Annotated in this window: 16 protein-coding genes; all 16 read left to right on the top strand. The window is 34.0% G+C overall.

The features are described from left to right. Positions 1 to 16: 16 nt before the first annotated feature. The 16 genes from ACZ098_RS01920 (at position 17) to ACZ098_RS01845 (ending at position 16,310) form a co-directional block, all read left to right on the top strand. Entirely contained in the window at positions 17 to 832 is an 816-nt protein-coding gene (locus ACZ098_RS01920; protein WP_487310042.1) for an FkbM family methyltransferase, read from the top strand. Between the two features lie 41 nt (positions 833 to 873). Continuing rightward, positions 874 to 1,830 carry a beta-1,6-N-acetylglucosaminyltransferase gene (locus tag ACZ098_RS01915; RefSeq protein ID WP_487310041.1) on the top strand — a complete coding sequence of 319 codons (957 nt, stop codon included), beginning with the start codon at positions 874 to 876 and terminating at the stop codon, positions 1,828 to 1,830. Continuing rightward, positions 1,831 to 2,730 (top strand): glycosyltransferase family 2 protein, encoded by a 900-nt coding sequence (locus ACZ098_RS01910; RefSeq protein ID WP_487310040.1) that lies wholly within the window; start codon positions 1,831 to 1,833, stop codon positions 2,728 to 2,730. A gap of 7 nt (positions 2,731 to 2,737) precedes the next feature. Continuing rightward, positions 2,738 to 3,574, top strand: coding sequence for a glycosyltransferase family 2 protein (locus ACZ098_RS01905; protein ID WP_487310039.1), 837 nt, complete (start codon positions 2,738 to 2,740; stop codon positions 3,572 to 3,574). After that, a complete protein-coding gene (locus ACZ098_RS01900) occupies positions 3,571 to 4,515 on the top strand; it encodes a glycosyltransferase family 2 protein (protein ID WP_487310038.1) in 945 nt (314 codons plus the stop codon). Before ACZ098_RS01905 ends, ACZ098_RS01900 begins: the two co-directional genes overlap by 4 nt. Continuing rightward, positions 4,512 to 5,720, top strand: coding sequence for a glycosyltransferase family protein (locus ACZ098_RS01895; RefSeq protein ID WP_487310037.1), 1,209 nt, complete (start codon positions 4,512 to 4,514; stop codon positions 5,718 to 5,720). The genes ACZ098_RS01900 and ACZ098_RS01895 overlap by 4 nt, the downstream gene beginning before the upstream one ends. A gap of 11 nt (positions 5,721 to 5,731) precedes the next feature. Next, positions 5,732 to 6,679 carry a beta-1,6-N-acetylglucosaminyltransferase gene (locus ACZ098_RS01890; RefSeq protein WP_487310036.1) on the top strand — a complete coding sequence of 316 codons (948 nt, stop codon included), beginning with the start codon at positions 5,732 to 5,734 and terminating at the stop codon, positions 6,677 to 6,679. Positions 6,680 to 6,728: 49 nt separating this feature from the next. Beyond that, the gene (locus ACZ098_RS01885) at positions 6,729 to 7,865 is read left to right on the top strand and encodes a glycosyltransferase family 4 protein (RefSeq protein ID WP_487310035.1); all 1,137 of its coding nucleotides are present in this window, start codon (positions 6,729 to 6,731) and stop codon (positions 7,863 to 7,865) included. A 74-nt stretch (positions 7,866 to 7,939) separates the two neighbouring features. Then, positions 7,940 to 8,854, top strand: coding sequence for a glycosyltransferase family 2 protein (locus ACZ098_RS01880; RefSeq protein ID WP_487310034.1), 915 nt, complete (start codon positions 7,940 to 7,942; stop codon positions 8,852 to 8,854). Continuing rightward, on the top strand, positions 8,844 to 9,518 hold the full coding sequence (locus tag ACZ098_RS01875; RefSeq protein WP_487310033.1) for an acylneuraminate cytidylyltransferase family protein: 675 nt from the start codon (positions 8,844 to 8,846) through the stop codon (positions 9,516 to 9,518). Before ACZ098_RS01880 ends, ACZ098_RS01875 begins: the two co-directional genes overlap by 11 nt. 15 nt (positions 9,519 to 9,533) lie before the next feature. After that, the gene (locus ACZ098_RS01870) at positions 9,534 to 10,574 is read left to right on the top strand and encodes an N-acetylneuraminate synthase family protein (RefSeq protein ID WP_487310032.1); all 1,041 of its coding nucleotides are present in this window, start codon (positions 9,534 to 9,536) and stop codon (positions 10,572 to 10,574) included. 18 nt (positions 10,575 to 10,592) lie between these two features. After that, complete coding sequence (locus tag ACZ098_RS01865; protein ID WP_487310031.1) at positions 10,593 to 11,582, top strand: glycosyltransferase family protein; 990 nt, start codon at positions 10,593 to 10,595, stop codon at positions 11,580 to 11,582. Next, positions 11,583 to 12,710, top strand: coding sequence for a UDP-N-acetylglucosamine 2-epimerase (neuC, locus tag ACZ098_RS01860; RefSeq protein WP_487310030.1), 1,128 nt, complete (start codon positions 11,583 to 11,585; stop codon positions 12,708 to 12,710). It abuts the gene before it with no gap. Continuing rightward, the gene (locus ACZ098_RS01855; protein ID WP_487310029.1) at positions 12,707 to 14,098 is read left to right on the top strand and encodes a hypothetical protein; all 1,392 of its coding nucleotides are present in this window, start codon (positions 12,707 to 12,709) and stop codon (positions 14,096 to 14,098) included. The genes neuC and ACZ098_RS01855 overlap by 4 nt, the downstream gene beginning before the upstream one ends. Next, positions 14,089 to 15,177 (top strand): glycosyltransferase, encoded by a 1,089-nt coding sequence (locus ACZ098_RS01850; protein ID WP_487310028.1) that lies wholly within the window; start codon positions 14,089 to 14,091, stop codon positions 15,175 to 15,177. Before ACZ098_RS01855 ends, ACZ098_RS01850 begins: the two co-directional genes overlap by 10 nt. Further along, positions 15,174 to 16,310, top strand: a complete 1,137-nt coding sequence (locus ACZ098_RS01845) for a glycosyltransferase family 4 protein (protein ID WP_487310027.1) — start codon at positions 15,174 to 15,176, stop codon at positions 16,308 to 16,310. Before ACZ098_RS01850 ends, ACZ098_RS01845 begins: the two co-directional genes overlap by 4 nt. The last annotated feature ends 1 nt before the right edge of the window (position 16,311 follow it).

The following is a 16,311-nucleotide window of genomic DNA, read 5'->3' as shown; positions in this document are numbered from 1 at the left end:
CTATACAAACACCTCAATGAAATTTAAAAAACTACGCAAAATTTATCGTATCCTTTTTCCGCTTAATCTTTATGATGGACAAGAGTTTGAAAATCGTTTGCATGAGCATTTTTTAATACAACAATTTGAGAAAAAGGATGTTTTTTATGAAGTGACTACCATAGATGGGATTACCCTATCGATGCGCGGCAAAGACCATAGTGACTTTATGGTTTTCAATCAAATTTTTAGATATCATGAATACCATGGCATCATCAGAACGCTACTTTTGAATGAAGGCTTTTCTAAAAATCATGTACTGATTGATGCTGGTGCCAATGTTGGTTTTACCTCCTTGTATTTTGCGCATTATTTACCGAATTGTAGTATTTATGGAATTGAACCAAGCGTTGATAATTTTGCAGTTTATAGTCAAAATGCTACTCATATTCAATCGGAAGGAACTGTAAAATTGTATTGCAACGCCCTTGCCCATGAGTCCAATATGCAGTTTGATGTAGAAAATGATTTTAGAGATAAAAAAGATTGGGCTTTAACTACTAAAGCCTCTGCAACTGGAAAAGTTAGAGGTATCACTGTGAACGAACTTATTGCCGAGAACAATTTGTCGCATATATCGGTACTTAAAATTGACATTGAAGGCGCAGAACGGTTTATTTTTCAGCCCGAAAACGACCTTAGTTTCTTAAAAATCACTGAGATTGTTGCGATTGAAATACATGATGAATACAACATTCGATCAACTATATATTCTATTTTAAAAGAGCATAATTTTTTTATTATTGAAAGTGGTGAGCTTACTATTGGTATTCAAAAATCGAAACTAATGTAGTGTGATGTGTTGTCTTTTTGCCCTTATTAAATAGCGTTTTTTTGAAAAAAAATTATGTACTATTAGCGCATCAAAACCCCAAACAGTTGGAACTGTTAATTCAGCAGTTGGACGATGGTTTGTCGGTATTTGTTATTCACTTGGATTTAAAGACTGATCAAGGACCTTTTTTGTACTTAAAAAGTAGTTGCGTTCATTTTATTTCAGACCGTGTGACTGTTCGTTGGGGCGATTTTTCAGTGGTTCAAGCCACACTTAATTGTTTGCAATATGTTCAAAATCATACAAACGGTGGTTTTGTAATTTTGTTAAGCGGCCAATGTTTTCCTTTACGGAGTGCAGCAACGATAAATACCTTTTTAACAAACTATTCCAATTTTAATTTTATTGAGCTGTTTCCCATCACTTCGTATTGGAATGCAGAAGAATGTAAAAAACGAGTTCAGTTTTATTGTTTTACGTATGCCGACACGAAAGGTTCCTTTGTACGACTCAACTCCTTTAAGCAAGCTAGTCTGTTTGAGTTGAAATTAATTGTCAAGTTTTACGGAAAGCAACTTTTGGTGCACCATAACTTTCGTATTCTTGGCACCATAAGGCATTTGTTTAAGTTGCGAACCTCTTCGATTCCTCATTTTGGAGGCTCGCAATGGTTTGCTTTGAATGATGCTACATTTCGTAAAATGATGCAGTGGATTGCAATTCATCCAGAGTTTTTAAAATTCCATAAGCATACACATTGTGCTGATGAATTGTTTTTTCATTCCATTTTAAAGGAGCTTTCAGAAAAGGATCGCAGCGTTCAGTTTAAAGATAGTTTGACTTATGTAAGTTGGAATAAAAAAGGGGTTCCATTACCGGTTACATTTGAAGAAGCCGATTGGGACGAAATCATGACAGTACCTCAAAATAAATTGTTTGTGCGGAAAGTTAATATAACAACATCGCTAAAAATGTTATCTTTGTTACAATCTTTAACTACTTCTAAAAATAATTAAGTGTTAGCCATAATAATTCCTTACTATAAGTTAACCTATTTTGAAGCTACCTTGCAGTCTTTGGCTGCTCAAACCGACTCACGTTTTACCGTATATATTGGTGATGACAATAGTCCTGAAGATCCTACTTTGTTATTAGCAAAATACCAAGGTGCGTTTCCTTTTAACTATTTCAAATTTGATTCCAATCTTGGTGGTCAATCGCTTACCAAACAATGGGAACGGTGTATTGCATTATCCAATAAAGAGGAATGGCTTATGATTTTAGGCGATGATGATTATTTAGAAACCAACGTTGTCGCGAGCTTTTACGCTCATTATGATACTTTTTATGGTCGGTCTGAATTGGTTCGATTTGCTAGTAAAATAATATATGAATCACGACAAACGGTTTCGGATATTTTTTACCATCCTGAATGGGAATCGGCATCGGAATCGTTTTATAGAAAATTTTTGAAAGTCTCACGCAGTTCGTTGTCGGAGCATGTATTTTCTAGAAAAGTTTACCAAAAATATGGTTTTACAGCCTATCCTTTGGCTTGGAATAGTGATGATCGAGCTTGGCTTGATTTTTCTGACAACAAACCACTTTACACAATCAATGAAAGTACTATTTGTATTCGTGTTTCAGATTTAAATATCTCAGGAAAAAGAGACAATTTGATTTTAAAAAACAAGTCTGAAATTTCATTTTATCGTCATTTAATTTCTAAATGGTTAGGCGTTTACAGCACTAATCAGCGATTGGAATTGCTGAAGAAGTATGGTAAAGAAATACGAAGAAATCGGAATTTAAAATTTTCAGAATGGCTGTTTATATTGTATTATTGTGTTCGATTTATGGATGTAGGCATGATTCGCAAAGCAATGACTATGTTGCGTACTAAATTAAAAATGTGATAATAAATTGGAAAAAGTATCTGTTGTAATACCGTGTTACAAACAAGCTCATTTTTTACATGAGGCTTTGGCTTCGATTGTTGCTCAAACCCATAGTGATTGGGAATGTTTTATTGTTGACGATGGCAGTCCTGATACTACAAAAGAAGTAGCGAACCAATGGTGTGCTGCCGATTCTCGCATTCATTATTTATATAAAGAGAATGGAGGATTGGCAAGTGCTCGCAATTTCGGAATCCAACACGCGACAAGTATTTATATTGTCACTTTGGATGCCGACGATAAATATGAGGCTACTTTTATCGAAAAAGCATTGCACGTAATCAAGTCTAATCCTAAAATTGGCGTTGTTAGCAGTTGGGTTGTTCGTTTTAATAAAAGCGAAGAATTGGTTACTATAAAACCAAATGGAAGAATACTGTCTGATTTTTTATTTCAAAATGCTTGCAACGGCACTTCCTTTTTTAGAAAGCAATGTTGGCTTGACGTTGGTGGTTATGACGAACAGATGAAAACTGGTTACGAAGATTGGGATTTTTATATCAGTGTTTGCAGTTTGGGCTGGGAAATTTATAGTATTCCCGAACCGTTATTTTTCTACCGTCAACATGAAACTTCGATGCGTTTGGATGCTTACGAACATCACGATAAGAGCAATAAGATGTATTTGTTTACCAAGCATAAAGCACTATATTTAACTCATTATGAATCTTTAGTTTCGTTTTTTTTGGATCGTGTTGCCGCTGAGAAGTATAATGTAATCAAGACTCAAAATAAAGTTGATTTTAGAGTTGGACGTATGCTCTTGTATCCTCTACGAAAAATAAAATCTTTATTTCGATGATCGCAAAGCCTAAAGTTACTATAATCATGGCTACTTTCAATCGTGCCGATTTCATAGTTGAATCGTTGCGTGCTATTCAAAATCAAATCTTTACCTCTTGGGAATGTCTGATTATTGACGATGGAAGTACCGATGCTACCCAAGAAGTCGTTCGGGAAATTTTGGATTTAGATGTACGATTTTCCTATCATAAACGTCCGTCAAGTTATGCCAAAGGACCGAGCTGTAGAAATTATGGATTGGATTTGGCTCAAGGCGATTACATCATTTTTTTTGATGATGACGATATTCCACATCCTCAAAATTTAGAACTTTGTGTAAAAGAGTTAGACGATAGTCCGCATTTTTTCTGTCGTTATGTCCGAGAGGTTTTTCATACCGAAACATTTTCTTATCAGTTTGATTATTCCACTACCTATACACAATTTCCGATTACAGTTGCCGATATTGAAGGATTGATTACTGATAGTTTGCAGTTTAATTGTTGTGCAGTACTCTGGAAAAAAGAGTGTTTCGCCACGATACGTTTTGCTTCTGGATTGATGTATGCCGAAGATTGGGAATTGGCCGCGCGAATTGTAGCTTCTGGCTATTCGGGAATATCCATCAATAAAACTTTATTTTACGGACGCAAGCACCTTAATTCTAGTACGGGTCGTTTTTTTAAAAATGATCCAATACGTCGTGCGTCATTTGCCCAAGCAACACTATTAGCTGTTGCGCATTTGCATAATAAAAATCTAATTACGTTGTCTTTGAAAAAGTATTTTATAATTTTTTCTTATTATTATAAAGATTTTGACTTGTTTGAAAAAACCTTACAATTATTTCAGTTAGCTGCTTTAGAACGTGTTAAGTGGAGGTTGTTTTATTTTGTCTTACCTTTAAGAATTGCAATTTACAGTTGGATTATAAAAAGAAAAAAACAAAAATTGGTATGAAGTTTTTAGTGATTGTTCAGGATTTAAGAATTTCAGGTACTAGCGAAGGAATTGTTTCTAGGTCATTTCTTGGTAAATTACGCCGTGCCTATCCCGAAGCTGTTATTGAAGTTTTATATTTAAAAATTCAATCTAGCGATGATCAGCTTGAATTATTGCCTGTAAATGCTATCGAAACACATGTTATTCCTTATCAAGTTCCGTTTTATATTGAATGGTGGAATAAACTTTATTGGCGTTTGTTTCACGTTTCGCTAACCGGTACTTATTATGTAAAGCAATTTTCTAAATACATTAGTCAAAAAAATCCTGACGATTACGATCATATTTTTGTACGAAGTTCTGGATTGGAATTCGAAACCATTTTGGCTTTAGATGGTCTGCCGATTTTGAAGAAGGCAATTATTAATTTTCATGATCCTTATCCAGTATTTTGGAATTCAGGTTCTAAAAAGGTACTTACTAATCTTGAACTTTTTAAGTTAAAGCAAATGTTGCCTGTAGTTTCGAATTGTAAACTGTGCATCAGTCCTTCGCATTTGCTTTCACTGGATTTACATTTTCTATATGGTTCGTCCCAACCATTTTATGTGTTACCGCATCAGTATGACTCGACGGTTTTTGATTTTTCAACTTGCTTGACAACAGTCCAAACAGTTGATAAAGTGGTGCTTTCTTATCATGGAGCTATTCAGTTTGGACGCAATCCCGATGTTTTATTGGATGCTTATGTGGCTTTACTTGAAAAAGAGCCGCTATTGCAAAAGCAGACAGAAATGGTTTTTCGTTTGCGCGGCAGTCATAATGTTCGTTTAAAAACTAAGTATGCTTCGGTTCCCAATATCAAAATTTTAGATTCTTTACACTTTGTGCCGTCTTCGCAAGAACAAGATTTACAGCATTCTATATTAATTATTTTAGAAGATTGCTTTACACATAGTAATATTTTGGTGGGTAAGGCTCCATTTTTAGCCTCGTTACAAAAGCCAATTTTAAGTATTTCGCCGTTGCGAAGTGAAGTACGGAATCTAGTAGTAGATGAAAAATATGTTGCTACCTTTACCAATCAAGACGAAATTGAACTTAAAATGCGCAACTTGATAGAAGATTGCTTGCGCGGTAATATGAAACAAGCACCTTTTGGGGATTATTTTAGTGAAGCAAATTTTAAAATTATGTTAGATTCAATTTTGAATTATAATTAGTTCGATGTTTTATGGTTGATAAAAATTACATCATTTTAGCTCATAGCAAACCGAAGCAGTTGTTGCGGTTGATTCATCGATTGGATGACGGTTATTCACGATTTTATATTCATATTGATGTACATTCTGATTTAAGCCCTTTTACTGAAATATCGGAGCTGCCATCAGTTCACATTATAAAAAATCGAATGCCTGGTACTTGGGGTGATATTTCAATAGTGGAAGCAACGCTACTTTGTATGAATCAAATTATTAGTGATGATAGAAATGCCTACACCATTCTTTTAAGCGGACAATGTTACCCGCTAGTAAGTTGCAGTTCTATAAATTCTTACTTGGAACATGCATCTCAGTACGATCATATTATGTTGGATACTGCGGCAAATAACTGGCACAATTATAGCAATCGCATTTATCACTATAAAATAAATTTGAGTAGAGCAAAAGAAGATTTTATTTTATTACCTCCTGTATTACAAACTAGCTTGTTTTGCAATTTGAAAAATTTAAAACGTGTATTAAAGTTATCCTTTCAAAGAAAGAACTCCACTATTTTAAGAGACTATTTTAGGACTATTTTTCCAAAGAAATTTCTAGTTGATCAACATTATGGAGGTTCACAATGGTTTGGGTTGAGTTATGGAACTTTACAAAAAGTAGACAACTATATTAAGTCAAACCCTGGATTTATAAATTCATTTAGATATTGTTTATTACCTGATGAAATGTTCTTTCACACTATTATCGGAAATTTGGCTGATAAAGATCAAACCATTCAAATAAGAAAATCATTGACGTACGTAAACTGGGAACGGCATCAAGGTAAATACCCAGTAGTGTTTTCAGTCTCAGATTTTTCTGATTTGCAGCAACGTTCTCACGAGAACTATTTGTTTGCTCGAAAATTTGATGCTGATTTTGATGTGTCTGTATTGAATATGTTGGATAAACAGTTATAATGTATTTAGAATTTTGGATTATAAACATATTCTTTAATTATATTTGAAAATGAAAAAAGTTTTAATAGTTGGACCTTTCGCAGATATTGGTGGGAGAGAGCTAGAGGCATCTTTTATTGCAATGTGTTTATCAAAAGAGCATGATGTGAGCGTTTTAACGACAAGCATAAGTTCAAAGTCTTCCCAAATTTATTACTATGACAATAAAATAAAGTTGTTTGAATTAAATAAGTTAATTTATAACTCAGATATTTTTATAAGGATCATTGCCTGGATTAGTTTTATAAAGAATTCTTTTAAAGGTTCAAGTAGTAATTACATTTCAAATAAATTTTCAAAAAAATATTTTGATTACTATAAAAAAATTGATGTTGTTTTAGACCATTTTTTGAATGATTTTGACATTCTATTTATTTGTGCCACTTTTTCATCATTTCATTTAGAACAAATATTAAACACTGCTAAATCTAAAAATATTAAAGTTATCTTTAGAACTACTGGACAGATTGATTACGTGGATTATAATTATCTAAAGGATATTGATTTATTTGTTCATAGCTCTATTAAAAATTCTTTAAGCTTAAGTTCACATCAGTTTTCAATCATAGATCAATGCGCCTTTGATGAAGTGAATTTATTAAAGATTTCACCTAGTTTTGACAATTGCAATTTTTTAATTGTGGGTAGGTTATCACCAGAAAAAGGTATTCAAGAAGGTATTGAGTTGTTTTTGAAATTTAAATTAGAAAATGATATTTTACGTATTGTTGGTGATGGTGAACTCAAGGAAGAGTTGATTAGTAAATATGGTAATAGTAGATTTATAAAGTTCTGTGGTCATGTTAATCACGAAAACATTCATACGTATTATGAAATGTCTGATTGTGTTTTGATTACATCATATTGTGAATCTGGGCCTTTAACCGGAATTGAAGCAATGGCTGCGGGCAAAATAATGATTTCAACGAAAGTTGGTGCCATGGAAGAACGTTTAGATGGTACATTAAATGATTTTTGGTTTGAGTTACATGAACCGTATTCATTTAGAGAACAGTTTAATAAATTTAAAAATCTTAGCTCAAATGATCAAGAGCAAATTTCATATAATCTAAGAGAAAGATATCTAAATTCGTATTCTTCAACTGTAATTTTGAATAAATACTTAAGCGTAATTAATAATAAGTAAAGTTTAAATTTTTATTTTAAAACTGGTTTAAAATTAAGTGCAAACATCTTTTTTTAATAAATAATGTCATTAATTTGAATAAAATTACTTTCTCCATCTTAATAACCACCAAGAACAGGTTGCCGGATTTGATTTTCACGTTGGGAAAGTTAACTTCATTACTAACAAATCCTGAGGTTGAAATTCTGGTTTGCGACGATGGTTCTTCCGATGGCACTTTTGATTATGTCCAAAAGCATTTTCCTAATATTATTATTTTCAGAAACGAAACTTCCAAAGGTTTGATATTCAGTAGAAATGTTCTTTTAGAAAAAACTACTGCAAAATATGCTATTTCTTTAGATGATGATGCACATTTTTTATCCCATAATCCATTAAAAGCAATAGAACGCTATTTTTTAGCACATTCCGATTGTGGTGTAGTCAGTTTCAGGATTTTTTGGGGTACAACTTCACCTGTTTCTACCAATACAGTAGATCAGCCGCAGCGTGTTAAAGGATTTGTAGGTTGTGGTCATGCCGGGAACATGAGTGCTTGGAACTCCATTCCCAATTATCCCGATTGGTTTATTTTTTATGGCGAAGAAGATTTTGCAGCCTATCAGTTGTTTAAAAAAAATATAGAGGTTCATTATTTACCTTCGGTTTTGGTACAGCATCGCGTAGATGTTCAAACAAGAAAAACCAATCAAGATTATCAGTTGCGACTTAGAAGAAGTTTTCGATCGGGTTGGTACTTGTATTTTCTATTTTATCCGTTTTCGGTTATTCCTAAAAAGTTGGTTTATACTCTTTGGATTCAGCTGAAAACTAAAACCTTAAAAGGAGATGTAAAAGCTACATTCGGAATTGTACAAGCCTTGTTTGATGTTGTTTGGAATTTTCCTAAATTGCTCAAGCTAAGCAACCGGTTGGGTAATGAAGAGTATCTCGCCTACCTGAAACTATCCGATACTAAAATTTATTGGAAACCCGAAAATGAAAACTAAAACAATAGCCATAATTCCAGCAAGAGGCGGCTCAAAACGATTGCCTAATAAAAATATTCTTTTATTAGGGAATTATCCATTGTTGGTGCACAGTATTTTATATGCGCAAGCCAATAGCGACATTATTGACGAAATTTATGTTTCTACCGATGATGAAAAAATTAAAGAAATTGCCTTACAATTTGGCGCTAAGGTTATCAATAGACCGGAATCGATTTCGGGCGATTTAGAACCAACTGTCATAGCATTGCAACACGTTTTACGTTCTGTAATAGAAGAGGTTGAGAATGTAGTTTTGTTACAACCAACCAATCCGTTGCGACCACAAAATCTATTGCAACATTGTTTTGATAAATTTATAGAAACTAATTCTGATAGTTTATTTACCGTTTCGCAAAATCATCACAAATTAGGGAAGATTAACAACAATAAATTCGTTCCTTTCAATTATGAAATTGGACAACGTAGTCAAGATTTGGAACCATTGTATTTTGAAAATGGATTATTGTATATTACTAAAGCTACAGCTGTACTTAAAGATAAAATAATTACAGAAAATGCAATTCCTTACCTAGTAAATCATATTTTTGCTAACATTGATATTGATACACAAGCCGACTTTGATTTTGCAAAATATCTCTACCAAAAAACTAATAATTCATAACTCATTGTTTAATTTATGAATCCATACATAGAAATCGCAGGAAGAAAAATTGGGGCTGATTTTCCACCATTAGTTATAGCTGAAATAGGTATTAATCACGAAGGTTCGTTGGCTGTTGCCAAGCAAATGGTTGACGCTGCAAAACGCGCTGGTGTAGAGGTTGTAAAACATCAAACGCATATTGTTGCAGACGAAATGAGTGGTGCGGCGAAAAAAGTAATTCCAGGTAATGCCGATGTTTCTATTTATGAAATTATGGAGCGATGTTCTTTGAATGAAGCTGAAGAATTGGAATTGAAAAACTATGTAGAAAGCAATGGTATGATTTTTATATCCACGCCTTTTTCTCGTGCTGCAGCCGAAAGATTGAAAAAATTTGATATACCAGCATATAAAATTGGTTCAGGCGAATGTAATAATTATCCGCTTTTAGAACACATTTGTTCGTTTGGAAAGCCAGTCATTTTAAGTACCGGAATGAACACCATTGAAAGTGTAGCGAAAGCGGTTGCCATTTTTGATAAACACAATATTCCAGTTGCGTTATTGCATACAACTAATTTATATCCAACGCCCATTCATTTGGTGCGATTTGGCGCTATGAAGGAATTGCATGAAGCTTTTCCTGATAAGGTTTTTGGATTGTCCGATCATACTTTAAATAATAACGCTTGTCTTGGTGCTGTTGCTCTTGGAGCCAGTATTTTAGAGCGTCATTTTACCGATCATATGCAACGTACAGGACCAGATATCGTATGCAGTATGGACGAAAAAGCTGCAGGAGAATTAATTGTGTCGTCTACTGAAATTTGGCAAATGCGTGGCGGAACTAAAGCACCAGCTCAAGAAGAACAAGTAACTATAGATTTTGCATTTGCCACCGTTTGCAGTATTACAAAAATAGAAAAAGGCGCAAGATTGACTCCAGAAAATATTTGGGTAAAGCGACCAGGAACTGGAAAAATACTTGCAGAACATTACAATGATGTATTGGGAAAGGTAGCAACAAGAACCATTGAAAACGACGAACAATTGGATTTTACAGATTTTGAATAATCTAAAAATAAAAGGTTTATGAGAGTTGGAATGAATCCGCAAAAACAGCATAAAAAAATTGAGTTGCAAGAGCATCATCGAGTGATTACTGTTGTTTTTATTCCTAATTTAGAAGGTTATTATCAAGATATGTTTGCCGTTTTTAAATTAAGTTTAGAGTCGGTTTTGGTAACTAAAAATAAATTTTGTGCCATTACCGTAGTCAATAATGGGTGTTGTGACTTAGTTGTCCAGTATTTAAATCAACTCTATTTGGATGGAAAGATTGATAGTTTGGTGCATCATAAGCAGAATATTGGTAAAATTGATGCTTTGGTTGGTGCTGCTCGAGGAACTCGCGAACGACTGATTACCACAACTGATGCCGATATTTTGTTTGTTAAGGGTTGGCAAGAACATGCCGAGCAAGTGTTTCACAATTTTACTGGTGTTGGTTCGGTATCGCCATTACCGATACGCGTTGGTTTGACTTCGGGGACTATGTCGACTTTACAAAAAATTATTTTTCAAAAAGTATCTTTTGGATATGAAACGATTCGAGAGAATTTTGCACCTTATAATAAATTTCGTGCCAGTATTGGTTGGGATTTAGAAGATTCCGACGATTTACCTTGGCCAGTTGTTACGGTAAAAGGTGTAAAAGCTATAGTTGGCAGTGCGCATCAAGTACTTACCATTGATAGAGACATCTTTTTTTCGGATGTTCCATATGCGCCTTCGCTAACATTGGTTGGGAATAATTCAGAACACGATTACATTGATACTCCAATCGACTTGTCTGGTAAAATGCGTTTGTCAACTTACCATAATTTTGCCTATCATATGGGAAATAAAGCAGAAGATTGGATGTATGAATTGCAAGAACACAATAAAGAAGGTAAAGTAGATTTGCCTATTGTAGCGCTCTCAAATTTGATATCTAGTTTAAATCAATCTCGGTTTAAAGTAAATTGGTTTAAAATAAAGAAAATTGCCATCAAAAAAATATTCAAAACTTTATATACTTAGATGAGTAAGAAAATACTTTTTTTAACTGGTACACGCGCTGACTTTGGTAAAATAAAGTCGTTGATTTCTTGTACCGATGCGCATGCTGATTTTGAAGTGTATGTTTTTGTCACTGGCATGCATTTACAAAAAGAGTACGGTTATACTTTGATTGAAATTGAGCGTTGTAATTTTAAAAACGTTCATACTTTCGAAAATCATACCCACGAAACTACAATGGATTTGACACTAGCCAAAACTATAGAAGGCTTATCAAGTTTTTGTAAAACCATAAATCCAGATTTGATACTTGTTCATGGTGATCGCGTTGAAACGCTTGCAGGCGCTATTGTAGGTTCGTTAAATAATATTTTGGTAGCACATATTGAAGGCGGAGAATTGAGTGGAACAGTAGATGAATTGATTCGTCATAGCGTTTCTAAATTATCACATGTACATTTTGTTTCTAATGAAGAAGCTGCAAACCGTTTGATCCAAATGGGCGAATTAGAATCGTCTATATTTACTATAGGTTCACCTGATATTGATATTATGTTTTCGAATGATTTACCCAGTATCGAAATAGCAAAACGTTATTATGAAATCGAATTCCAAGATTTTGCACTGGTACTTTTTCATCCCGTTACCACTGAAGCTCATGAGATGAAAAAGTATGCTGAAAATTTTGTTACCGCTCTTCAAAACGACAGTCATAATTATGTTATAATATATCCCAACAATGATTTAGGAAGTCAGTTTATTATTGATGAATATTCAAAATTAAAAGATAATAAGCGGTTTAGAATTTTTCCGTCTTTGCGTTTCGAGTATTTTCTAACTTTACTTAAAAATGCTCAGTTTATCCTTGGAAATAGTAGTGCTGGTATTCGCGAAGCACCTTATTATGGAATTCCAGTTATCAATATTGGAACCCGACAGCAAAATCGTGCAGTACATGATGCCATCGTAAATGTTAGCTATGATAAAGTAGCAATTTTTGAAGCGTTGCAAACCGTAGATTCACACCAAGTACTGCAAACTGAAACTGATTTTGGTGCAGGAAATAGTTCTTCGTTATTTTTAGAAGTAATAGAAAATAATACTCTTTGGAGTATCAATCATCAAAAACAATTCAAAGATAATTCATGAAAAAACTAGGAATTGTCATAACCGATGGCGTAGGGTTTAGAAACTTTATTATGAGCGATTTTTTGGTAGAAGCCGAGAAAGCTTTTGATGAGGTTGTGATTCTGTCTTGTTTACCCGCATCAGTTTATGAAGGGTATGTTGCACAATCTAAAGTTTTGGAATTAACCGTTTTTGAAGAACGTTTTTCGACTTGGTTTTTCCGAAAAGCTAAAGAAGTAGCACACCTACAATTGCACAAAAAAGGCAATTTTGGTATTCAGGACAATTTGCGCACCAATACGACTACGTCTCGAACTGCTAGAGGTTATGCTACACGTTTTATTTTCAAAATCACTTCTGTACTTTGCTCTGAAAAGTGGATTCAGCGTTATACTTCTTGGCAACAAATTACTTTCAAGAATAATGCTGTCACTGTTGGATATCGAAATATGTTGGCTGAAGAGCAATTTGATTTATTGTTTTTTACCCACCAGCGTCCGCCTTTTATTGCACCGTTGGCTTATGTGGCCCAACAATTGCAAATTAAAACCGCTTCGTTTATTTTTTCTTGGGATAATTTAGCTTCCAAAGGTAGAATGGCTGCGGACTTTGATTATTATTTGGTGTGGAGTGATTTGATGAAGTTAGAATTGACACATTTTTATTCTCAAGTTCAGAACGAAACCGTGGAAGTTGTTGGAACGCCGCAGTTTGAGCCGTATGTTTTAGATCGTTATCAAGTTACTAAAGAAACCTTTGTTAAAAAGTTTGATTTGGATACCCATTTGAAAACTATTTGTTTTAGTTGTGGCGACATTTCTACTAGCAAAAACGACGAACTTTATATTGAAACTATCGCTGACGCTATTTTAAATAAAAAAGTACCCAAAGTAAATTTAATCGTTCGAACTTCACCTGCTGAAGATCCTATCCGTTTTGCCTCTATTGTGGCAGGATTTCCCTTTATAAAATGGAATTATCCAAAGTGGAATTTGTCCCGTCAAGACCATCAAGAGGTTTGGTCGCAACGCATTCCATCGGTTGAAGATGTACAAGATTTACGAGGTCTTTTGACTTTTTCAGATTTGAATATCAATATGTTGTCTACGATGAGTTTGGATTTCATTCAATTTGATAAACCCGTAATCAATACTGTTTTTGGAAATGCTGCCAACGGATTGTACGATGATCAACGTTTTTTAAAGTATGCTCATATTGTACATGTTGTAGATAGTAAGGCCACCAAAATTGTACGAAATGAAGGTGAATTAATTTCAGCCATCAATTTATATTTAGAAAATTCCAATTTAGATTCGGAACACAGAACCCAATTATTGCAATTACAAGTAAGTAAACCATTAGCAACTACTGGAAAACGAATCGCTGAAACCTTATTGCAATGGACATAACACAACGAATAGCGGTTCTATGTGATTACGAGTTGTTGCCTTCGCGTGTCGGTGGAATGGATTATTTTTTTTGGCAATTTGATGTTTTGTGCAAAGAACAATCCATTTTTGTTGATTGGTTTTTTCCAAACACTTGTTCGCATGGTGGGTACGCAACTATGTCTATCTTAGCCACTGATTCTGATTCATTGGAATCTTATTTTTTGACTTATTTAAAACAAAATACTGTAAACTATAGCCATATTATAACTCACTTTTTAGAACTGTGCACTCCTTTTCATAAAAAAGTAAAGTCGTTAAGCGGCGCTATTATAATTGGTGTCGACCATAATCCGCGACCAACTAATGGGTATTCTTTTAAAAAGAGAATGTTAAAGCGCTTAAAAGGTTTATTGTACTCTAAACATATCAGCACTTTTGTAGGTGTTTCGGAGTATTCTAAACAGCAACTTATTCAAGAATTTGGTTCGCAAATTACCTCTAAATCTATCGTTGTTTTTAACGGACTTGAGGTTGCAAAATACAAACAGAAAACTGATTTTTCTTCGTGTACCCAATTTGTAATTGCCTGTCATTTACGAAAAGACAAAGGTGTTCAAGATGTTATAGAAGTGGTTCGTCAGCTAAAAGCCGAACTTTCTATTCCTTTTAATATTACAATTTATGGTTCAGGATATTATGAGCAGCATTTAAAAGATGCTGTTGCTGATTTTGATTTGCAGTCGTACTTCGAATTTAAAGGAAGTGTGTCTAATTTGCATGATTTGTATTGTTCTTACGATTATTTATTGCATACTTCGCACGGCGAAACGTTCTGTTACACAGTGGTGGAAAGCCTATTGTCTAATTTACCTGTTATTACCAACAATCAAGGTAATGTTCTGGGTTTAGTTCAAGACCATGTCAATGGATTTCTCTATCAAGATCATGATTTACAACAGTTAAAAATGATTTTGTCGCAAGTAATTTCCGGCGTTTCAACTATTGAAAACGGATTGCAACATACCTCATTAGTTGCAACATTCTCCTTAGAAAAAATGGTTCAAAATCACTTTCAATTAGTACATTTACCGTCATGAAAATTGCCTTTTTAACTCCCGAATATCCGCATAGTAAGACTGGAATCTCAGGTGGTATTGGTACGAGTATCTTAAATCTATCGAAAGGATTGAAGCAACTTGGACACGAAGTTTCTATTCTGGTTTATGGTCAAACGGTCGATGCTTACTTTGAAGAAGATGACATTGCTTTTTATCAAATAAAAAACGTTAAAGTCAAAGGGTTATCGTTATTTTTTACGCAACGCAAAATTTTAAAATTAATCAATTCGTTGGTATCAAAAGGATTGGTTGAGTTGGTGGAAGCACCTGATTGGACTGGAATTACTTCTTTTATTAAGCCAAATTGTCCGTTAGTTATAAGAGAGAATGGTAGCGATACCTATTTTTGCCATTTGGATCAACGTAAAGTTAAATGGACTAATACATTTTTAGAAAAACGAGCACTGCAACAATGCGATGGTCTTATTGCGGTTAGCAACTATACTGGTACTTTAACTAAAAAACTTTTTCAATTACAATCGGATTTCACGGTGATTCCGAATGCTATAGATGCTACTCAATTTTGTGCCGATTCTATAGGTTCTTCAAAGGCCACTATTCTATATTTTGGCACGTTGATAAGAAAAAAAGGATTGTTCGAATTGCCTTTAATTTTTAATGAAGTCGTTAAAAAAAATCCCCATGCGCAATTACTTTTGGTAGGAAAAGATGCTTCTGATATTGCTACTCAATCGAACTCTACTTGGGATCTTATGGTTCCGTTATTTGACAAACAAGCTTTTCAGAATGTTTCTTACATTGGAAGTTTACCATATACCGAAATAAAAAAAATGATTCAACAAGCAACAGTCTGCGTTTTTCCTACATTTGCTGAAGCGTTGCCTGTTTCGTGGTTGGAAGCTATGGCGATGCAAAAACCTATAGTTGCCTCAAGTATAGGTTGGGCGTCAGAAATCGTTGATGACGGCGTAAACGGATTTTTGGAGTTACCCAACGCGCATGTCAACTTTGCATCCAAAATTAATATTTTGTTGGATGATGTTGGCTTGCAAAAGCAATTTGGAATCGAAGCTCGAAAAAAAATCCTTTCGCATTTTAATATTGATGTGGTTGCGGCCAAAAGCATAGCATTTTATAAAAATTACTTGTAAT

This window comes from Flavobacterium sp. SP2, assembly GCF_057626655.1.
The sequence above is the reverse complement of the archived record's forward strand: the minus strand, read 5'-3'. Positions and strand labels throughout refer to the sequence as shown.